This is a genomic window from Lactobacillus sp. M0403, from assembly GCF_016101265.1.
Taxonomy (GTDB): domain Bacteria; phylum Bacillota; class Bacilli; order Lactobacillales; family Lactobacillaceae; genus Lactobacillus; species Lactobacillus apis.
In genome coordinates, this window is record NZ_JACFQV010000007.1 from 17,674 (window position 1) to 38,629 (window position 20,956).

General features: G+C 36.8%; 22 protein-coding genes. 17 read left to right on the plus strand and 5 right to left on the minus strand.

Features of this window, described 5'->3' with window-relative positions; translation table 11 throughout:
• Nucleotides 1-26: 26 nt before the first annotated feature.
• Nucleotides 27-743: a GntR family transcriptional regulator gene (locus H3T48_RS07855; RefSeq protein ID WP_228150051.1), complete on the minus strand. Its 717-nt coding sequence runs from the start codon at nt 741-743 to the stop codon at nt 27-29.
• A gap of 123 nt (nt 744-866) precedes the next feature.
• Between H3T48_RS07855 and H3T48_RS07860 the strand changes: the two genes are divergently transcribed.
• The 7 genes from H3T48_RS07860 (at nt 867) to H3T48_RS07890 (ending at nt 8,400) form a co-directional block, all read left to right on the plus strand.
• The gene (locus tag H3T48_RS07860; protein WP_198189095.1) at nt 867-2,228 is read left to right on the plus strand and encodes a glycoside hydrolase family 1 protein; all 1,362 of its coding nucleotides are present in this window, start codon (nt 867-869) and stop codon (nt 2,226-2,228) included.
• An 18-nt stretch (nt 2,229-2,246) separates the two neighbouring features.
• Nucleotides 2,247-3,578 carry a PTS sugar transporter subunit IIC gene (locus H3T48_RS07865; protein ID WP_046307477.1) on the plus strand — a complete coding sequence of 444 codons (1,332 nt, stop codon included), beginning with the start codon at nt 2,247-2,249 and terminating at the stop codon, nt 3,576-3,578.
• Nucleotides 3,579-3,707: 129 nt separating this feature from the next.
• Nucleotides 3,708-4,337 carry a hypothetical protein gene (locus H3T48_RS07870; RefSeq protein ID WP_198189096.1) on the plus strand — a complete coding sequence of 210 codons (630 nt, stop codon included), beginning with the start codon at nt 3,708-3,710 and terminating at the stop codon, nt 4,335-4,337.
• 1,097 nt (nt 4,338-5,434) lie between these two features.
• Nucleotides 5,435-5,812 (plus strand): CAP domain-containing protein, encoded by a 378-nt coding sequence (locus H3T48_RS07875; protein WP_198189097.1) that lies wholly within the window; start codon nt 5,435-5,437, stop codon nt 5,810-5,812.
• A 102-nt stretch (nt 5,813-5,914) separates the two neighbouring features.
• Nucleotides 5,915-6,505, plus strand: a complete 591-nt coding sequence (locus H3T48_RS07880) for a type IV toxin-antitoxin system AbiEi family antitoxin domain-containing protein (RefSeq protein ID WP_198189098.1) — start codon at nt 5,915-5,917, stop codon at nt 6,503-6,505.
• Nucleotides 6,502-6,972: a nucleotidyl transferase AbiEii/AbiGii toxin family protein gene (locus H3T48_RS07885; RefSeq protein ID WP_198189099.1), complete on the plus strand. Its 471-nt coding sequence runs from the start codon at nt 6,502-6,504 to the stop codon at nt 6,970-6,972. Before H3T48_RS07880 ends, H3T48_RS07885 begins: the two co-directional genes overlap by 4 nt.
• A 369-nt stretch (nt 6,973-7,341) precedes the next feature.
• A complete protein-coding gene (locus H3T48_RS07890) occupies nt 7,342-8,400 on the plus strand; it encodes a hypothetical protein (protein ID WP_198189100.1) in 1,059 nt (352 codons plus the stop codon).
• Nucleotides 8,401-8,444: 44 nt separating this feature from the next.
• Here H3T48_RS07890 and H3T48_RS07895 read toward each other — a convergent pair whose 3' ends face one another.
• Both H3T48_RS07895 and H3T48_RS07900 read right to left on the minus strand, forming a co-directional pair.
• Nucleotides 8,445-9,029: a DJ-1 family glyoxalase III gene (locus tag H3T48_RS07895; protein ID WP_109715731.1), complete on the minus strand. Its 585-nt coding sequence runs from the start codon at nt 9,027-9,029 to the stop codon at nt 8,445-8,447.
• A gap of 36 nt (nt 9,030-9,065) precedes the next feature.
• On the minus strand, nt 9,066-9,722 hold the full coding sequence (locus H3T48_RS07900; protein ID WP_198189101.1) for an HAD hydrolase-like protein: 657 nt from the start codon (nt 9,720-9,722) through the stop codon (nt 9,066-9,068).
• 73 nt (nt 9,723-9,795) lie between these two features.
• Between H3T48_RS07900 and H3T48_RS07905 the strand changes: the two genes are divergently transcribed.
• The 8 genes from H3T48_RS07905 (at nt 9,796) to galT (ending at nt 16,932) form a co-directional block, all read left to right on the plus strand.
• Nucleotides 9,796-10,557 carry a sulfite exporter TauE/SafE family protein gene (locus H3T48_RS07905; RefSeq protein ID WP_046307464.1) on the plus strand — a complete coding sequence of 254 codons (762 nt, stop codon included), beginning with the start codon at nt 9,796-9,798 and terminating at the stop codon, nt 10,555-10,557.
• Between the two features lie 36 nt (nt 10,558-10,593).
• Nucleotides 10,594-11,274: a histidine phosphatase family protein gene (locus H3T48_RS07910; protein ID WP_074426307.1), complete on the plus strand. Its 681-nt coding sequence runs from the start codon at nt 10,594-10,596 to the stop codon at nt 11,272-11,274.
• Between the two features lie 54 nt (nt 11,275-11,328).
• Nucleotides 11,329-12,225: a cation diffusion facilitator family transporter gene (locus H3T48_RS07915; RefSeq protein WP_198189102.1), complete on the plus strand. Its 897-nt coding sequence runs from the start codon at nt 11,329-11,331 to the stop codon at nt 12,223-12,225.
• A 1-nt stretch (nt 12,226) separates the two neighbouring features.
• Nucleotides 12,227-12,409: a DUF308 domain-containing protein gene (locus H3T48_RS07920; protein WP_074426305.1), complete on the plus strand. Its 183-nt coding sequence runs from the start codon at nt 12,227-12,229 to the stop codon at nt 12,407-12,409.
• A gap of 2 nt (nt 12,410-12,411) precedes the next feature.
• A complete protein-coding gene (locus H3T48_RS07925) occupies nt 12,412-13,086 on the plus strand; it encodes a 2,3-diphosphoglycerate-dependent phosphoglycerate mutase (protein WP_074426304.1) in 675 nt (224 codons plus the stop codon).
• 105 nt (nt 13,087-13,191) lie between these two features.
• A complete protein-coding gene (locus H3T48_RS07930; protein WP_074426303.1) occupies nt 13,192-14,127 on the plus strand; it encodes an AAA family ATPase in 936 nt (311 codons plus the stop codon).
• A 146-nt stretch (nt 14,128-14,273) separates the two neighbouring features.
• The gene (locus H3T48_RS07935) at nt 14,274-15,440 is read left to right on the plus strand and encodes a galactokinase (RefSeq protein ID WP_198189103.1); all 1,167 of its coding nucleotides are present in this window, start codon (nt 14,274-14,276) and stop codon (nt 15,438-15,440) included.
• A gap of 13 nt (nt 15,441-15,453) precedes the next feature.
• A complete protein-coding gene (gene galT / locus H3T48_RS07940) occupies nt 15,454-16,932 on the plus strand; it encodes a UDP-glucose--hexose-1-phosphate uridylyltransferase (protein WP_198189104.1) in 1,479 nt (492 codons plus the stop codon).
• 84 nt (nt 16,933-17,016) lie between these two features.
• On the opposite strand, the gene pepC is transcribed toward galT, so the two are convergent.
• A complete protein-coding gene (gene pepC, locus H3T48_RS07945) occupies nt 17,017-18,363 on the minus strand; it encodes an aminopeptidase C (protein ID WP_187158648.1) in 1,347 nt (448 codons plus the stop codon).
• Nucleotides 18,364-18,508: 145 nt separating this feature from the next.
• Nucleotides 18,509-18,817 carry a hypothetical protein gene (locus tag H3T48_RS07950; RefSeq protein WP_198189105.1) on the minus strand — a complete coding sequence of 103 codons (309 nt, stop codon included), beginning with the start codon at nt 18,815-18,817 and terminating at the stop codon, nt 18,509-18,511.
• A gap of 199 nt (nt 18,818-19,016) precedes the next feature.
• Here H3T48_RS07950 and H3T48_RS07955 point away from each other — a divergent pair, with 199 nt between their 5' ends.
• Nucleotides 19,017-19,565 (plus strand): dUTP diphosphatase, encoded by a 549-nt coding sequence (locus H3T48_RS07955; RefSeq protein WP_074426299.1) that lies wholly within the window; start codon nt 19,017-19,019, stop codon nt 19,563-19,565.
• The gene (gene radA, locus H3T48_RS07960; RefSeq protein ID WP_046307452.1) at nt 19,566-20,942 is read left to right on the plus strand and encodes a DNA repair protein RadA; all 1,377 of its coding nucleotides are present in this window, start codon (nt 19,566-19,568) and stop codon (nt 20,940-20,942) included.
• Nucleotides 20,943-20,956: the final 14 nt, after the last annotated feature.

Below are 20,956 nucleotides of genomic sequence, written 5' to 3' on the forward strand. Positions count from 1 at the left end.
TATCACTAATTAAAGGGATCAAGGCTTTATACTTGGTTTAGAGTTAGTTCACCGTGGTCATAACGATTTCGCGTTTGGGAGTACTCAAAGGGGATACCATTAGTCAAATAACAAACTTGTTCAACTTCAAAAACCGGATCAGTTTTGCTGCACTTTAAATATAGCTGATCATAAGCATCAGGCTTATCAGCACGAAGAATTCTATTGGCCTTACCAACTTTTAAGTGAAGCGTATTTTCAATATATCCATAAACTGACTTCCTAAGAACTTCTTCAGTAATACCTGGAATAACCTTTACAGGCATCACTGTATATTCAAGACGTACCGGAAAATCGCTTAACAAGCGTTGCCTAATAATGTCATATACTAAATCACTGCGACTAATTTTTAAAAGAGCAACTTCTTTATCAGTTGGTTCGCGGAGGTCAAATGACACAATGTGATTGGTTAATAGAGCCGTGTTCTTGATTCGTTCGGTAAAGCCGACGTGCTCATTAGCATTATCCTTTTTGGCAATTTCAACTTCTTTTTCTGTCAAAATCAGGGTTCCGTGGCCACGAATCGGTTTGACAACGTTTTGATAGCTCAGAAAGCGAATGGCTTTTACAATTGTAACTTTACTAGTTGCATAATCTGTTGCTAGCTGGTCGATATGAGGTAGCTCTTTTTGATATTTATGCATTAGAATATCTTCTTCAATTTTGTTAGCAATTTTTATGTATTTAGGTCTTGTGATCATCATGCACCTCCAATTGTAAGTAAACTATTTACTTTACTTACAGCTTGCCAATCATTTACTTAAAAAGCAAGATGAAATATGATTATTTTTGAAAGCGCTTTTAATAAATAGAAAGAAGTTATGATAATGACAAAATTTTTCTGGGGCAATTCCAGTTCAAGTATGCAAACAGAAGGCGGGTGGAACGAAGGCGGTAAGAGTTTATCTGTTTATGACGTTCGTAAGTCCGGCCCGCATATTAGTGACTGGCACTTTGCAAATGATAATTACCATCACTTTGATGAAGACTTTGATTACATGAAAAATCTTGGAATGAATATGTATCGGTTCCAGATTTCTTGGTCACGCGTCATCAAGGATGGCGACGGTGAAGTTAATGAGGAAGGACTTAAATATTATGACAAGCTGGTAGATGGTTTACTAGCACGTAATATTGAGCCAATGATATGTCTTTATCATTTTGATATGCCTTTACACTTAGCACAAGATTACAACGGTTTTATTAGTAAAAAAGTGTGTGAAGACTTTATTCGCTATAGCAAGATCGTGATCGATCACTTTGCAGATCGAGTTAAGTACTGGATTACTTTTAATGAACAAAATTTGTATCACACTTCAGGTGTATTTCAAATTGCTGGTTATTTAAAAGGTGATAAGACTTTAACCGATATTTATCAAATTGCTCATAATGTTATGTACTGTCATGCGACGGTTGCTAATTATTTACATGATCAAACAGATGCAAAAATTGGTGGGATGTTAGCTTACAACCAAGTTTATGGTACAACTGCAAATCCTGATGATGTCTTTGCGGCGCATCAAATAGACGAATTTCTGAACTTTGATTTACTAGATGCGTTTAGCTACGGTAAGTACTCGGATGCAGTAATTAATTTTGTTAAACAGAATAAGTTAGAACTTGATGTTAATGACAAAGAAATGGCAGAAATTTCACGCCTTAGGAGTGATTTCCTGAGTTTTAGTTACTATGCTTCCAGTACGATTGATGCAAGTAAGCTACCTGCTGGCACAGCACCAAATCTCTACCAAGATTATGGCAAAAAGGACAATCCTTATCTCAAAACGACCGAGTGGGGTTGGCAAATCGATCCCTTAGGTTTCCGTGATGTTTTAAACAAGATCTATCTACGCTACCACTTACCTGTATTTCCAATTGAAAATGGGATCGGTGTGCGTGAGAAGTGGGATGGAGAACATCCTATTAACGATGATTACCGAATTGAATATCACCGCAATCATATTAAAGCTATGAAAGCAGCGATTGAAGAAGATGGAGTGGAAGTTATCGGCTACCTTGGCTGGGGACTAATTGATATTTTGAGTTCGCAAGGTGATATGGAGAAACGCTATGGCGTGGTGTATGTTAACCGAACGAATCATGACTTGCGTGACATGAAGCGCGTACCTAAGAAAAGCTATTACTGGCTCCAAAAAGTAATTAAGTCTAACGGACAAGACTTATCTTAAACATGTGAGGTGTTAAATATGAATGACGTTAGTAATACACAAGCTCATCCAAAACTGCAACGGTTTTTGGATAAGTTTACGGACATATCTGTAAAAATTGGAAATCAAGTTCATTTGCGTTCTTTGCGGGATGCCTTTGCCACACTGATGCCGATGTTTATCTTGGCCGGGGTAGCAGTATTTTTTAACAACGTATTATTTACTTGGGTGCTCAAGGGCGACATGTTAGCAAAGTTTCAAGTATTTGGAACATCCTTAACCAACGGAACGCTAAACGTTGCAAGTATCCTAATTGCGCCAATGATTGCATACTATTTGGCCAAAAATAAGTCTTACGATAGTCCAATTTCAGCAGCGGCAATTGCCCTTTCCGCAGTTTTTATCATGTTGGCTATCCACGTTAGTGTGACTCCAGATGGAGCAAAAAAGGCAGTAGAAGTTACAGGAGCAGTGCTATATTCTCAAGTTGGTACCACGGGGATGTTTGCAGGCATTATTATCGGTTTATTGGCAACTGAAATATACTTAAGACTTTCAAAAGTTAAAGCTTTAAAGATTAACTTAGGGGATCAAGTTCCACCTGCCGTAGGTCAAAGTTTTTCTGTTTTACTACCATCCTTATTAACGCTGGGATTATTTGGTGTATTTGCAGCAGTATTGGCATACTTCAATGCTGACCTGGTAACACTTATTTCACGGTTAATTCAAGAGCCATTGCGTTCAGTTAATACGTCTCTGCCAGGCTTTCTGCTAATCTACTCAACCGGTAATTTCTTATATACATTAGGAATTCACCAAACTGTAATTAATGGCTCCTTACTTGATCCGTTGAACTTGGTTAATATGAATGAAAATATGGCTGCTGTTCAAGCGGGCAAACAGGCTACACATATTATTAACACAGACTTCGTAACTGTTTATTCACAAATGGGTGGAACAGGTTTAACAATTGCCCTAATTATTGCCGTTTTGCTAGTTTCACACTATAAACCATATAAGGATGTAGTTAAATTGGCAGTTATCCCAGGAATTTTTGAAATCAATGAACCAATTATCTTTGGTTTCCCAATTGTCTTTAACATTCCAATGATTATTCCATTTGTTTTGAGCCCTGTTATTGGCTCGTTAATCGGCTACTTTGCAACTGCAATTGGTTTTGTAAAACCATTGGCATACTTAGTTCCTTGGACTACACCACCAATTTTAAGTGGTTTGCTGGCCAGTGGTGGAGACTGGAAAGTAGTGCTAGTTCAAATCGTTATTTTAGTGGTCTGCACCTTGTTCTATATTCCATTTATCAAGATTTCAGAACGTGTTGCATTGAAGCAGGCTGAGCTAAATAATCAGTAGATTGATTCTAGCACTTAACAAAAGAAACTAATTTCTTCCTTGTTACATAACAGAAAAAGGTTAATTATTAGAATTCTCAATGTTACAATAGTAAATGATATTTTTAGAACTAGTGAGGATAATTAACCAATGAAGAAGGGCGTAAAGCTACTTACAATTTCTGCAGCCGTCGCACTGTTTTCAGTTGCAACTGGTACAATCGCAACATCAGTTGTTGACGCATCGACCAGTGAGGAAAGTAAGCAAGAGGCAAAGACCGATGAAAAGGCGTCAATCCGATTAGCTAAAGCAGGTTATGTTTTTAGATTAAACCATGATGCGACGATTTCCCTAAAAGCACATCAAGCAGCGCACCTACCCAAAGCAGAAGTGGAGAAGTTGGTTAATGATCAGGTCCTCTTTAAGGTGGATCAGGTTAGTTCATTGAGAAATGGCGTACAGGTTCATATTGTTGATCAGACTGGTCAAGCAAAAGGCTGGGTTAACATTGTTAGTGACTTATACAATGTTAATGCTCAAAAAAAGAGCCTTAAAAAGTTAATTAAGGCCGAGCTGAAGGTGATGGATTATTGCGATATTATGCAAATGAAATCAGCTAAGAAGCAACTCAAAAAGGCAACTAAACTAGCAGACCAAGTAAAAGATTCGGAAGAGCGAGCAATTGCTAAAACCTCCGTTAAAGAATTGAAAAAATGGATGGGTCAACTTGAATACAAGGATATTCCAGCACTGCTAATCGGACTATATCCTAGATATTAGTTCTGTTAATACGGGACTTAATAGGTAAAGTGAGAATAGGTTTTTAATTAACAGATTTTAAGATCGTACTAATATAAGTCGACAGAAAATGAAACGTGTATTATTTTCTAGATATATCCGTGCATACTTTTTCTTTTGTTGATATACTATACGTAGCAATTGAACGCAAACGGCTTTGTTAGTAGATTGCTACACACACATTTTTCTTATAACTTTCAATGCCGCCATGATAATCATGATGTTTCAAAAATTTATGTACTCAAATTGCTACCTCGAATGAAGAACTAGTTTTGAGCTGATTTATGGAAAATCTCTCCTCCTTCGCCTCAAAATATTTTTTTAATTTTTCGCTGTATAATTCCACCTTGCAATTTAAACCGGTATTGAGAGAGTACGCTGTAAAAGATAGGATACTTTATGTCCTATCTTTTTATTTACCAATTTTTTGACTGAGAAATTAATTTGGTCAAAGTGATTTGAGAAATAGTTTAAAGATCTCTGTGAACTGAAAACGCAATGAGAGACTGCATTATTTATTACATTCAGAAAAGAATCAAAATAAAAGGACTAACTCCGATTTAATATCGGAAATTAGTCCTTAATTAACAGTTAATAGCCATAATTGCAAATTCACGTCATAATGAAGTAATCGCTCTTTTATATTTAGTGTAGAAAAGTATTGAAAAATCGATGTTTTGACGCTAAGCGCTGATTTATTTTAAGGACTTAACTCTCACATTGATGATTCAAATCAATTATTCCATCAGACAGGTCAGCAGTCTTCTTTTGCAAGTGATGTGTTACTAAGGCAGGTATGGTGATGTTTGGTATAGAGTAGGCAAAAATAGTTGGATTTATTCTGGCGATACAGACAAGCCAAAGATAACTTCAAATAGACCAGTTGAAGATGATGATTTAAAAAATGATGCTTCAAAGGAAAGTGATTCTTCAAAAGATACTAGTCAAAGTACTACGCAAGCAAATAATTCTTCATCTGAAAAAGGAAATTCAGGCACCACTTCATCTGGCCAAGTTTCTCCAAATAAAGTTCCAAGTGGTACAGCACTGAATCGTTCGACTATTGAAGAAACCGGGAAATGCTTTGGAAAATAGTTAACGATTGGCGTGCTCAGCAAGGACTTAATCCCACTGTTCAATATACATCTGCGCACTACGACTATGACGTAATCAGGGCGGTCCATAATGCTCAGCACTATGACCAATATAAAAAATCAGATCAACACGATGGGGCAGACTATTCAGAGTTAGAAGTTATTGTTCATCAGGCAACACCACAACAAATGGCTCAAGAAGCATTTAACGCATTTGTATATAATGATGCATCTGCAAATTACGCTCACCGGGAACATTTGAAGAAGCCCAAGCTGCGCGCTATTGGAATTGGTTTAGCAACTTCTTATTATAATGACTATTATAAAAATGGTGTTTCATTTATTGTAAGTGCAAATATATAAGTTAGGCTTTGCTGTAAATTTAAAAAGAATTATTTTTTGTTTTACTTATTTTACTATACATTTTACTTAAATGTAGTAAAATAAGTAAAAAGAGGTTATTTTATGAATCAGCAAGTGTTAATTAAACAAATAGCTAAAAAATATCACGGAACTATTACTCATAAACAACTGATTGCTAATAATGTTTCAAGTTATAGCATTAACCAAGCTTTAAAATCAGGACTTTTAGAGCGCACACGATCAGGCATTTACCAAGAAATTGATACTCCTGAAGATATTTTTTATAGCTTACAACAAAAGTACAAACAAGGAATCTATTCCTTGGAAACAGCTTTATATCTATGGAATTTAAGTGATCAATATCCGTTCAGTCTAGATATGACTTTTCCTAGAGGATACAATCATGCCAATTTAGATTTTGATGTTAAAGCACATTATCAAGTGGAAAAATTTCAACATTTAGGGATTATGGAGACTAAATCCTTTAATGGCAATACTATTAGAGTATATTCTCCGGAACGAACCTTAGCTGAAATTTTGCGCATCTGTCATGCAGTAGATATTGAAATAATAACTAACGCATACAAGGCATGGGCTAAAAGTAATAAAAAGGATATTAATGCATTAATGGAATTTGCAGAGAAATTCAAAGTTATAGATAAAGTAAATAATTACCTAGAGATATTACTGTGAAAAACTATACAGACGAAAAGCAATTTAAAGCAGATATACGTAAATATGCAGAAAATCACCATATAAGTGGTAATGAGATTGGTCGCCTATGGCAAGAAGTTATGCTGGATGATTTATTAAAGAGAATCTCTTTATCAGAATATAAAAACAACTTTATTTTAAAAGGTGGGCTACTATTATCAGCAGTAGTTGGAATTAACAACCGTTCAACAGAAGATATTGATGGTGAAATTAAAGGCTTGGATCTAACTGAAAATGAAATAGAAAAAGTATTTACCTCAATCTGTAATATTAAACCTGACAACGATCCGTTAGAGATTACCTTAAGTGAAATAGAAAAAAGTCAAAGAATGCAAGGATTATGGCAGAGGTATGAGAAAAAACATCCTTTTGCAGAAAACATTACTTTTGATCAAATTGTTTCAGCTGCCAAGAATTGGATTAATAGACTTGTCAGCAATGAATAAGAGCTTTTAATAAATTAGACTAGCACTTGCCAAGTTAAAAAGGACTATCTTTCCACTATTTAAAAAGATAGTTCTTTTGTTTTTCATTTTCTTGAATAAATTAACTTGACTAGTTAATTAAATGATACAATGTTACAGAAAATAGATTGATATTTAGGTATATTGCTAAAACTGCATATTGTATGATTTAGTGAAATTTTTTTTATTAATTTAATGCTATGTTCCTAAAATTAGTTTAACGGGTCTAAAGATAAGTGAGGTGATAGCGTGCATGCTTATTTTTTATTTCAATTGAAAAAAATTGTTAAACAGAATCTAAAGCCTATTATTTTTTGTATCCTATTAGTTGCGCTATTTATTTTTCTTGATTTGGACTTAAATATCTTAAAAAATGGTAGTTTCATTGAAAATCAAAATAATAGTGTAGTAACTGCTAGAAGTGTCGTCGTTTTGGATAGCGAACATCCTGAAGGCAAAGAAGGAGAGCTTCTAATTGATAAGAAGAAACCGCATAAAGATAAGCAATTTAGCAAGCGTAAAGACTTAATCGCAAATGAAAATAGTGCTAGGCAATGGAGCAAAGTACCTAAGTCTAAGAAACATCATAGCAATAAGTTAGAAATTAGTTATCAAACCCCAGCAAAAAGAAGTTGGTTAAATCGGGCAAATAAGTTTTTGAAAGCACTACATGAATCGAAAATCCCAAAGCGAAAGGATAATGCGCTGGCTGGCATTCAACTATTTCTAGCTCTGAATAATAAGTATTGGCTCACACTTTTTCTTTTACTAATTATTTTTATTTTGGCTAAGTTTTATACCAGTTCATATCAGAATGGCGAAGATCTTACACAGATTTTACCAGTTGGTCGAATGGGAAAAATAATATCTAACTTGGGTGTAGGGTTGCTGGTCATCTGCTCTACGTATTTGATAATTGCTTTTTCATTTTTTGCTAGTTCTATTCTATTTTTTGGCCAAGCTAGCCTAAGGTATCCGCTGATAGTTCACCAAACATGGGGATATAAAGCAACAGTAACCACTGCTCCGGCAGTTAAATTAGTACCAACAACAGTTGCTCTTCAACTTTTAAACATTTTAACATTAGTAATTTTTATTAATTTGGTGGCAAAAGTGTGTCATAAGTTATTAACAACGATTTTAGTTTCAAGTGCAACTATTGCTTCTCTTGTTTTGACAACAATGTTTCTAACACCTTTCCATCAAATTGCGCAGTGGTTGCCAACTACTTATCTTAGTTCATTAAGGATAAATACAGGCTCAATTTCTTATTATATGAACAATCTTTCGATTAATTTTGAGCACGGTGTGTTGACCTTAGTAATTAGTTCCTTGCTGATGTTGGGTTTAACCCTTATCGTTGATTATCGAAGCGAGTCTAGAATAAGACAAGCAAATGTAAGCAACTAAAAAAGAAACATCATAGTGATGTTTCTTTTTTAGTTTGGTGTTTTTTATAAGCTGTCCTTAATATTGTCAGCCAAGAAGTTATATAGCATACCTTCTTTTAGTGGTTTAGTATCAATACCTAGAGCATCTGCAATTGCATAGGCAAAAGCCCAAGCAGTGGCTGGACCACGACTAGTGATGATTTTGTGTTCATTGTCGGTTACTGTGATTGTTTCCTTAAAATGACCACTAGGTGCATCCGCTTTTGTTTGCTCATCAAAGCCAGGATAGCAGGTATAATCTGCATCATTTAAAACGCCATAACGCGCTAATGCGATTGGAGCAGCACACATTGCAGCGTCCCATTTTCCTTCATTATGGCGTTTATTCATTAATTCAGCCAATTTGGAACTATCACGAAGGTTCTCCGCACCGGTTTTTCCACCAGGAAAAGCGACGAGGTCATAATCTAGCAGACTGTCATCAACCACTTTGTCACAGGTCAATTTGATTTGGTGGTCACCATTGATATCCTTCTTGTTCAGACCAACCATATCCGTTTGAACACCCAAACGGCGCAAAACATCAACTGTGCTAAGACCTTCAACTTCTTCACAACCGTCAGCAAAAACTACTGCAACTTTACACATTTTAAAAGACCTCCAATCTATTTCTTTTATTATAAACTAGTTTAATTCAAGATAAAAAAGCAAGTCACTGAGTTTAGTTAAATGCAGAGTAGGTCGAGGACTAATTGGCATTTTAACCTTTTTCGGTGCAATCCATAATGATTGCAAGCCAGCGTTTTCCGCTCCTTGAATTTCTTCAACTAAATCTGTGCCGATAACTAGGCAATTATCTGGATCTAATTCTTGCTCTTTTATAATTTGAAACAGGACATTTTTATTTGGTAAAGGATCAGTAAAATCTTCTTTAAAATAGGAAGCAGAAAAATAGTTAAGTAGTTCGCTATCAGATAGGCGAGCTGAGATTAGTTCACGTTCTTCTTTGGCAAGGAGAACTAGCTTAACTTGGTTTGTTATTTGGTCAAGAAATGGAATAGCATCTTTGACTAGTTGTCGCTGACTTCCTAATTTTGTTTTGAAAATTTTTTCGGCCTCAGCCCAATCGTCGGCACAAAAATTTTGCAAAGTTACTGCGATGCGCTCACTAAACCCCATCATTTTAACTTGTCCTTGTAAGTTAGAATATTTTAGGCGTTCAGCTGGTCCAAAATCATGACCGAGCTCTTTTAAAGTTTGTCTAAGTGCGACTTGTTCAGCCGTTTTTTCATTTAATAAACTACCTTCAGGAACAAAAATTAACGTTTGATATTTAGTCACTTGAAATTACCCTCTTAATTTACTCTTAACTGCATTATAATAGATATTAATGCTAAAAAGGAAGTGAAGTTTTATGCCATCAATTTTAACACTTGTTTTCCTACTAATCGGGGGAATAGCAGGTGGATTACTGTCCTCAGTTGCATCAATGGCATCCTTAGCGTCATATCCGGTACTACTTGCAGTGGGAATTCCACCGGTATATGCTAATGTGACAAATGATGCTGCTTTGATTTGGACTGGAATAGGATCGACTATTTCGTCACTCAAGGAACTAAAAGGACACTGGAAACAGGTTGCTTTTTACGGCACCTTTACAGTTATCGGGTCACTAGTGGGGTGCCACCTATTACTAGCTTTTCCCTCAGCTGTTTTTGAAAAGGTTGTACCGTTTTTCATTGCCGGATCAGGAATCATGGTAATTGTATCGGCTAAGCATCATAGCTTGGAACCACACAAAAGACCTTTATGGCAAGAACTGCTTTCTATTGCAGCTCTTTTATTTATGGGTGTTTATACGGGCTATTTTGGTGCTGCGGCTGGCGTGATTGTGATAGTTTTGTTAACCTATGTAACAGATGAAAAATTCATTGTAGTCAATGCAATCAAAAACGTAATTTGCGGGTTGGCAAACTTAGTTGCCTTAATAGTTTTTGCTTTCACTTCGCATATCTATTGGATACAGGCAATCCCACTTGCAATTGGCATGTTTATTGGTGGCTACTTTGGTATGGATATTTTGCGTGTTGTTCCTGCTAAATATGTGCGCATTTTTATTGCTGTATTAGCATTTTTACAGGCGGGCTATTTCTTTTATAAAGCATATATGTTATAGTTTACCAACACTATTTGAATGAAGGGAGAATACAAAATGGCAACAGAAGTTTATCTAGTACGTCATGGCGAAACAATGTTTAACCAGTTGGATAAAGTACAGGGATGGTGTGACTCCCCTCTGACAATCAAGGGAATTGATGATCTTAAGTCAACCGCGCAGGCGCTTAGTCAGGTTCACTTTGATAACATGTATTCTTCTGATTTAAAAAGAGCAATTGACACAGTACACTTAATGAAAGACGCCAATCAAGTTTCTGAAATTGGCAAAATTAAAAAACTTCCGGAATTTCGTGAAGTCTTTTTTGGTTCATTTGAAGGCGATGATATCGCTACGACTTGGGAGCAAGTCAGTGAAGCAGCCGGAATTGGACCTGAAGATGATGTTACTAAAATCATCAATCAGGTTGGCATTTATGAATTCCGTGAAGCAACAAAAAAGGCTGATCCACGTCATTTGGCGGAAAATAAACGTGAACTTGATGAGCGGATGGAGCGAGCTGTATCCGTTCTGGGTGAATTGACCAAAAATGAACAACGTGTGCTAATTGTTTCGCATGGTGATTTTATCAAAACGCTGGCCATCAAATACTGGAATCAGAGTGATGGCTTACATGACATTGTTTTTCCTAATAACGGTAGCGTTACACGGGGGATACTCCACGATAACGGTCGCTTTGAAATTGTGGATTATAATGTTAATGCAGAAGATATGTAGAGTCCTACTGTAAAGGTAGGACTTTTTATTAAGTTAAGACAATGGGGTAAATTAATGAAGGATCAAACAACTAAGCGCTATGCCTACGTAACGGCACTGAACGTAATTATTACAGTTGCGGAGTTTATTGGTGGATTCGTTTCTGGATCTTTATCACTGCTTTCAGACGCTGTGCATAATTTGAGCGATGTTGGCGCAATAGTTATTTCTTTTGTCGCCCATCTAATCAGTAATCGGCGTAGTAATAAGCAAAAGACTTTTGGCTATGAGCGCGCTGAGACCTTAGCGGCTTTTACAAATGGCGTGGTGTTAATTTTAATTAGTATTGTTCTATTCGTAGAGGCAATTGAACGTTTCTGGCAGCCAACGCAGATTAGCGGTGGCGTTATGTTAATTGTCTCAATCATTGGCTTAGTTGCTAATATTGTTTCAATGCTTGCAATGCACGAGGATGGCGAAAAGAACCTTAATGTCCGTTCAACCTTTATCCATATGATGAGTGATGCACTTTCGAGTATAGCTGTCGTTATTGGGGCAATTTTTATTTACTTTTGGAAGATTACTTGGCTTGATCCTTTGATGACACTTCTTGTTTCCGTGTTTGTATTTCATGAAGCATGTAGTTTAACGAAAAAGGCAGCTAACGTTTTGATGGAATCTAATCCAGATATCGATCTTGACGAAGTTAATCGCATCGTTTTATCATTTCCAGAAATAAAAAATATTCATCATGTGCATGTTTGGCGTTACAGTGATCGTTACATTATGCTCGACGCACATGTTAACGTAGATCGAGATCTAACAGCAGGACGGTTTGAAGAATTGACAGATGAAATAAGTCAAAAACTAGCTGTGTTGGGCATCAATCATACCAATTTTCAGGTTGAGTGCGAACGTGGTAAAAACAATCAGATGATTGCATCAGATCAGGACAAGAGAGGGGCTGAATAATATGTCATTAGAAGTTAATCTATTTACAGCGGTTATTGTTTTAATTGTTGGCTTATATGACATGGCTTATGCCTTTAACAGAAGATATAAATCGAAAAAGGGTGGTTTTGGTCCCTTTATGGTTTTGGGCATCATATTCACTATTTTTGGAATTTATTTACTAATTAGACACTGGATGGGATAAAAATGGTCAAATTAGTGTTGTTGAGGCATGGGGAAAGCACAGCCAACTATGCTAATGTTTATACCGGTTGGAATGATGTTGAACTAACTGAAAAAGGCCGCAAACAGGCTGAAAATGCTGGTCAGTTAATTAAGCAAATTCCTAATTTTAATCCAACCCACTTGCATACGTCAGTTTTATTGCGGGCAATTGTTACTGCTAATATTGTCGCAGAAGTTTGCGGTTGGCTCTACTTACCAATTACCAAGACTTGGCGTTTGAACGAACGGCACTACGGAAAATTGCGTGGCATAAATAAGGATCAATCACGCGAGATTTTTGGGGATGAACAAATCAATGAATGGCGGCGTGGTTTTTATGCAGTTCCACCAGAAGGTGGTGAAGTCACTGCCGCTTGTTACGCATCGTGTGATCGGCAACGCTTGCCGAGGGCTGAAAGTCTTTATCAGACTCAAAAACGTTTAATGCCTTATTATTATGATCAAATTGCGAGTAGACTGCGGCTAGGCGAGGACCAATTGGTTGTAGCTCACGGCTCAAGTTTGCGTGCTTTAATTAAAAAACTTGAAGAAATTGACGATTATGACATTGTTAAGCTTGAAGTTCCCAATGCGGAGCCAATTATTTATACTTTGGATGATCAATTAAATATCATTAAGAAAGAAATATTACATTAAATTTTCAGCGCTTTTCAGTTAAGTGTAAGTATTCTCCTTGATATATGTTAAAATCTAATACGATACTAAATAGATTTTTTTACATTCTTAGTTTGGAGAATTGGTATGCGTAAAATATTTTTATTACGAGGCGCACCCGGCTCCGGTAAATCTTCATTTATTGCTCGTCATCACTTACAGCCTTATGCGATTAGCCGTGATCAAATAAGGCTATTATTGGCGAATTTGACTTACTATTATGAAGAAGATTCCGATTGCTTACATCAAGTAATTCCGCGATATGCAAATGAGCAAACGGAAAAAATGGTGGATTACCTCGTAGAAGAGAAGATGAAGCGTGGCGAAACCGTAATTGTCGATAGTACCCACATTGTTCAAGAAAGCATCGAGCACTATAAAAAGTGGGTTGAGTGCTATCGCTATGAGTTGTTTGTCGTTGACTTAATGCATCATAAGAACTTGCGAGGGTTGCTTAATCGTAACGAGGTTCGCAGGCAATATGACTGGGTTAAGCCAGAAGTAGTTAAAGAGATGTATTTGACCTATCAGGATAATTTACATGTCCCTGAGTGGGCACACGTTATTAGTCCGACGCAGATGCCTAAGGCCTTATCACAAAAAGAGAGTAATTTAGATCACTTCTCTCATGTGGTTGCAGTTCCTGATCAGGTCGCTGAGGAAGATTTTCCTCATGTTCACATCTCTAATTTTTATTTTTCATTTAATGATCAATTTACAAAGAAATATGGCACATATCGAAATGTGATTACCATTGGTAAAACAAGAGATGAGATTATTAATGATTTCCGCTTGCCATATTTTGTGTTTAAATTTCATCACAAGCACTTTTTAATTTCTGCTGTTCCCATTAGAAATGAAATGCTTGATCCGATTAAAAAGAATAAGGGAACCTGGACTTATTCAACTGGCCTCGTTAACTTGGCTGACTTTGTTGAAGAATATCCTGAAAGTGAACCTGAGCATGTGCACCAATTTAATTTGAGTAAATTGCGTCATGATAAGTTATTACATATTTGGTAAATGAATTAAATATACGATTTTGTGTTATAGCAGAATCGTATTTTTTTGCTAGTAAAGAACCCTGATGGAAAGATTGCCGTCCAACTTAAAAGCAGTATAATTAACTTGTTAGAATTATTGATAGCGCTTTATTTAAAGGAAGAAAAATGAAAGTTGAAGCATTAAAACAAGCATTTTCAAAAGTTTATCATGAGAAGCCAACTGGATGTTATTTTTCACCTGGTCGGATTAATTTAATTGGCGAGCACACTGATTATAATGGTGGTCACGTTTTTCCGTGTGCCATTTCTTTGGGCATCTATGGTGCTGCGAGTCCGCGTACGGATCAAAAATTCTGTTTTTATTCGGCTAATTTTGAAAAACAAGGCATAATTGAAGCAGATTTAAAGGAGCTTAGTTTTGTTGCGGAAGATTCCTGGGCAAATTACGCTAAGGGAATGCTCCTCTTTTTACTAAAAAGTGGGGCAAAAATCACGCATGGCTTAAATATCTATATAAATGGCAATATTCCTGATGGAGCAGGACTATCTTCTTCGGCGGCTTTGGAAATGCTGATTGGAGTGATTGTGCAAGATCAATTTAAATTAACTATAGAGCAACTCGAATTAGTAAAAATGGGCGTAAAAACGGAAAATGATTTTATTGGCGTAAATTCAGGAATAATGGATCAGTTTGCAGTTGCAATGAGCAAGCAAAACTATGCGATTTTACTGGATACGGAAGAGATAAAATATGAATATGTGCCGCTTGATTTAAAAGACAATGTAATCGTAATTATGAATACAAATAAGAAACGCACCTTAGCTGATTCCAAATATAATGAGCGTAGGAGTGAGTGCGAGAAGGGTCTAAAAATATTACAAGAAAAACTTGCAATTAACTCATTAGGTGAATTAAATAGTTTAACCTTTGATGAATATAGTTATCTTTTTACTGATGAAAAATTGCTGAAGCGCTGCCGACACGCTGTTTGGGAAAATGAACGCACCTTGAATGCAAAAACAGCTCTTGGAAAAGGCGATTTGAATGAATTTGGCCATCTAATGAATGCTTCTCATGTTTCGCTTGAAAATGATTATGAAGTTACTGGCAAAGAACTTGATACTTTAGTACATACCGCGTGGCAACAGCCAGGTGTTCTAGGTGCCAGGATGACTGGCGCTGGTTTTGGTGGTTGTGCAATAGCTTTGGTCGCTAAGAAGCATGTAGAAGACTTTCAAGAAAAGGTCGCAGCCACATATGAACAAGTGATTGGGTATCAACCGTCATTTTACTTGGCAGCAACCGCTGATGGTACAAAGATTATAGAATGACGGGATTATTGAGATGAATAAAACCAATTTAGTCGATAAGTTTGTTACTCAAGTAATTGCTGAAAGTGATTTTACTGAACTTGATCGTATCTATTTATACAATCGGGTCTTAGCATTGGTTGGCGATGCCGCAATGACGGCAGAATCTCAAAGTACCAACTTATTAGATTTAAAAAATGAGTTAGTTGCACTTGCTCAACAAAATGGTAAATGTGCTCGGAATAATTCTGCCCAAGATATTTTTGGAGCAGAACTTATGAGCTTAATTTTGCCGGCACCTAGTATCGTTAATCAACGCTTTTGGCAATCCTATGAAATCTCTCCAACAGCTGCAATTAGTAGTTTTTATCATATGAGTAAAACCAGTGACTATATAAAAACTAGGGCAATTGCAAAAAATATTTATTTCATTGCCAAAAGTAATTATGGCGATTTAGAAATAACGATTAATTTGTCGAAACCTGAAAAAGACCCCAAAGAAATAGCTGCCGCTAAAGATGCAGTCGCAAGTGATTATCCGAAGTGCCAATTATGCATGGAAAACGAGGGCTATCAAGGACGTCTAAATTATCCTGCTCGTAGCAATCATCGCATCATCCGCTTTAGTTTGGGTCAAGAAGAATGGGGCTTTCAATATTCACCTTATGCTTATTTTAATGAGCATTGTATTTTTTTATCTTCCAAGCATGAGAAAATGAAAATAGATGTTCAGACGTTTTCTAATTTACTGACAATTGTTGATAAATTTCCTGGCTATTTTGTTGGAAGTAATGCAGATTTACCAATTGTTGGTGGCTCAATTTTAACCCATGAGCATTATCAAGGTGGGCGCCATCAGTTTCCGATGGAGAAGGCACCACTGATTCATAAGTTTCGCTTTGCAGGTTTTCCTGATGTGGAAGCAGGAATTGTTAAATGGCCGATGTCGGTTATTCGTTTACGTAGTTCGAATAGTACGCATTTGGTTGAGCTTGCGGGGAAAATTCTAGCTAAATGGCAAAATTATAGTGATGAGCAAGTAAGTGTTCGTGCTTTTTCAAACAATACGCAGCATCATACCATTACACCGATTGCGCGCATGCATGATAATGAATATGAACTTGACCTAGTTTTACGAGATAACCAGACTTCAGAAGAATATCCAGATGGTATTTTTCACCCTCATCCCGATGTTCAGCACATTAAAAGGGAGAATATTGGCTTGATTGAAGTTATGGGTTTGGCAATTCTGCCACCACGATTAGTAGGTGAAATGACAGAAGTTAAAAAGTTTTTGCTTAAGCAGCCAAATCAAATTTCCAAAATCCACTTAGAGTGGGCGTCTGCGATAAAAGAAAAACACAACATAACCGCTGAAAATGTTAATCAGGTTTTGCAAGAGGAATTAGGGTTAGTTTTTGAGCGCGTTCTTGAAGATGCAGGAGTGTTTAAGCAAACTGCTGCCGGTAAAGCAGCCTTTATGAGATTTATTGCTGAAGTTGGGTTGGCTTAAGAAATTGTCACATCTTTAAATTAATTGAAAATACAAAAAACGCTACTTTTTTAAAGTAGCGTTTTTCGTTTTTAATTTTTGTTTTTATTTAAAAGCAAGAGCTCCCATTGGATCCCATGGAAGTAATTCGATTGGGTCCTTAGCACCTTCGTCGAATTCTTTCTTCACATCATCTGACAAGAATTTCTTGTTAATAACTGCTTGGTAAACAAATGAATCAAACCAGGCATCACTCATAATGAAGTAACCCTTAAAGCCAGGCTTATCACCCCATGAGTTTTCGATCTTCCACTTAGTTGGTTTGCCGTTTACTAGATCAACACCAGTAATAACCATAGCGTGGTCCATCATACTTTCGCCTGAATCAAGCTTTTCAGCTTTTGACATTGATAAATCAACGTCAAATAATTCATCGCGCTTGTAAATATTGGTATCAAGAAGACCAAGTTGTCTTTCAGAATCTTTGCTGACGTTAGAACCAAACCAAACAACTTCTCCTGATTCAAGTTGCTTAATGATTAAGTCTTTCATTTCGTCAATTTCTAAGTTAAGGTGACGAACTTGACGACCGCCAACAACGTTACCGAGGTATTCAACTGAAAATACTTTGTGGTAAGGCTTGTCATCAGTAGGTGAGTTGATAATTGAAACGTGATCTTCTAAGTTCATGCCGACGTACTTGTCAAAGAATGCCTTAGGAGTAAGATCAGCATCACGGTGGTAATTACCATCATCGTCTTTGTATTCGAAATCAAACTTCTTTGGTGGAACGCCAAGAGAAACAGCCAAAACGCGGAAAACATCATTTAAGAATTCGTTCTTACGTTGTTGTATTTCATCTTCTGATTTACCACTGTTGACTAATTCACGTAATTCCAAACCATCCTTACGTAGTAAAGTGTTTAAAGTGTCGTTTAAAGCACTTGAATTAGTTGCATTAGCAGTTTCTGGGTAAACAGATTTTGGTACGATACCATACTTTTCAATTAAGCCGCAAAGCATATCCCATTGACCACCATCTTGCTGTGGTGTTGCGAATAAGAAGCTTACCTTACGGTCACCAAGTGGCTTATCTGCTGAAGCAATTACATTTTCGAAGAACCAGTTTGATTTTTCAAACTTGTCCCAGAAGTTAGTGTAATTTTGTGATAATTCAAAATCCTTAACCTTGTATTCCTTTTGCAATGGATGACGCATGGTGTTCAATGCTGAGAACATCCAGCAGCGACCTGATTGCTTTTGATCAGCTGGCTTACCAGTATCAATTTCAACTGAAAATGTTGGGGTAAGGTCAATTTGAGATTGTAAATTTTGACTAGCCTTGAAAATGCCGTTTTGTTGTGCAGCATGGCTAGCAATGTTAATACCAGGGTGCTTTGCTAGATCATCAGTATAATTGGCAATAGCATCATTTGTAATTTCTTTTGTCATTAATGTTATCCTCCTTAAGTTAATAACTACCATTTTATCCCATCTAGATTAACTAGTCTATTATAGGCCAAATGATTTTATGAATAAATTGTTAATTAATTGCTGCTGAGTGTTAAATTTTGAAAAACAAAAAGAAGCAATTATACTAATTATTTGCTTGAGCGGGACGATGATACCAAATTTTATGAAACTCAGGGTGACGCTGGAAATAGTCAATTACTAGCGGATCAAGAGGCCAAATTGGTAATTTGGTATTCTTGGCAAATTCCATTACTAAGGCCATATTATTGTCCAGAACTGCTTCTTTATTTTGGTTTGGAGCAATAAACATGTGGTTGATTACCCAAACTTTTCCGTCAGTTCGCTCAATTTTGTCCATTGACCAGTGGTAGATTAATTGCTCGTTATCATCGTATTCTTTAAAAAATTGGTGTGGATCATAGAAGGTAAACATTACTTTTTCTCCTGTTAAAAAAACGGACTGCTTTTTACGAATTTAATTATAGAACTAGTTTTGCAATGTAAAACTAGAGGAACATATTTCTTTTAGCCAATAATATAAATTAGCGCTACAAATATTTCCTACTTACAAGTTATAATGTTTATGATACTTTAACTGAAACAAAAAGTCTTTACCAGCCAAAGGAGAAAAAATGAACAGAACACGCGGCTTTGAAATCGTATCTAAATACCAGGATAAAGATATTACGCTACCGAGACGACAGACAACTGCTAGCGCAGGATATGACATTGAAGCGGCTCAAGACATGGTGATTCCGAGCATTTGGCGGTTAAACTTTGTCCGTATTTTCCGCCTGATTAGAAATGGGCATCAACTCTATGAACCTGATTACGAAATGGCAGATAAAATAATTAAGCCATTTTTAATTCCTACTGGGGTCAAGGTCTATATGCCAGAAGATGAAGTGCTAATTTTGGCTAACCGGTCGTCAAATACTTTTAAAAGAAACTTGAGCTTACCCAATGGCATTGGCGTTATTGATGCAGACTACTATAATAATGATGCTAATGAGGGTGAGATTTTTGTTCAGGTACTTAATTATGGTGTTCGACCAATAAAGATTAAAAAGGGTGAGCGAATTGCTCAAGGAATTTTTATTCATTATTTGAGAACAGATGATGATGAGCCAGTCAGTCGTCAACGCGCTAATGGCTTTGGCTCAACTAACAAGGAGGAGTAAATGGCCAAAATTAAAACGAAATATAAGTGTCATTCCTGTGGCTATATTTCGGCTAGCTACTTAGGAAGATGTCCTAATTGCGGTGCCTGGAATCAGTTTGAAAAAGAAACCGAAACTGTCCAAGCACATTCTGCAAAAGGTAGTCCAAGTAGACTAATTAAAAAAACTGGAATTAATGAACCAGTTAAAATTGAAGCCGTAAAGGCTGAAAAAGAGGAACGAATCCAGACAAGCATGGGTGAACTTAACCGTGTTCTTGGTGGTGGAATAGTTCCTGGCTCGCTTGTGTTAATTGGTGGAGACCCTGGAATTGGTAAGTCTACTTTAATGTTACAAATCATGAGTGAGCTATCCCAAAAGTTCAAAGTCCTATACGTTTCGGGAGAAGAATCGGCTAATCAAATCAAGTTGCGCGCAGATCGTCTAGGACTCGCTGCGAATGATATGTTGCTTTATCCAGAAACAGACATGGAAGACATTCGCCAGCAGATTGATACAATTAAGCCTGATTTTGTCGTAATTGACTCAATTCAAACAATGAATGAACCTAGTCTTGATTCAATGACGGGTTCCGCATCACAGGTTCGTGAAGTAACCAGCGAATTAATGAAAATTGCTAAGATGGATGCAATTACGGTTTTCGTGATCGGTCATGTTACCAAGGAAGGTGCAATTGCTGGGCCTAAGATTTTGGAGCACATGGTGGATACAGTTCTTTATTTTGAAGGTGATGAACACCATGCATACCGAATTTTACATTCCGTAAAAAATCGGTTTGGTGCTGCTAACGAAATCGGGATGTTTGAAATGGTCAACAAAGGGTTGCAGGAAGTCACCAATCCATCTGCAATTTTTCTTGATGAGCGATTACCTAACTCAACGGGATCTGCGATTGTCGTCTCGCTTGAAGGAACTAGGCCAATTCTAGCGGAAATCCAAGCATTAGTTACACCGACCGCATTTGGCTATGCCAAAAGAACTACTGCCGGTATTGATTTCAACCGAGCAGGATTATTGTTAGCAGTTTTAGAAAAGCGTGGCAACTTGATGCTACAAAATCAAGATGTTTATCTAACTGCTACCGGTGGTATTCGCTTGAATGAGCCTGCGGTTGATTTGGCGGTAGTGATGGCGATTGCATCAAGCTATAAGAACCAAGAAATTTTACCAACTGATTGCTTCGTGGGTGAGGTTGGTTTAACTGGTGAAGTTAGACGAGTTAACCAAATTGATGCGCGGATTAAAGAAGCAGCTAAAACAGGGTTTAAGCGAATTTTTATTCCTAAGCATAATATGCGCTCAAGCTTGCAAAATATGGGAATAGAAGTAATTCCTGTTTCAAGCATCCCCCAAGCGTTAAAATTGGTTTTGGCTTAAGGAAAGATTGAACT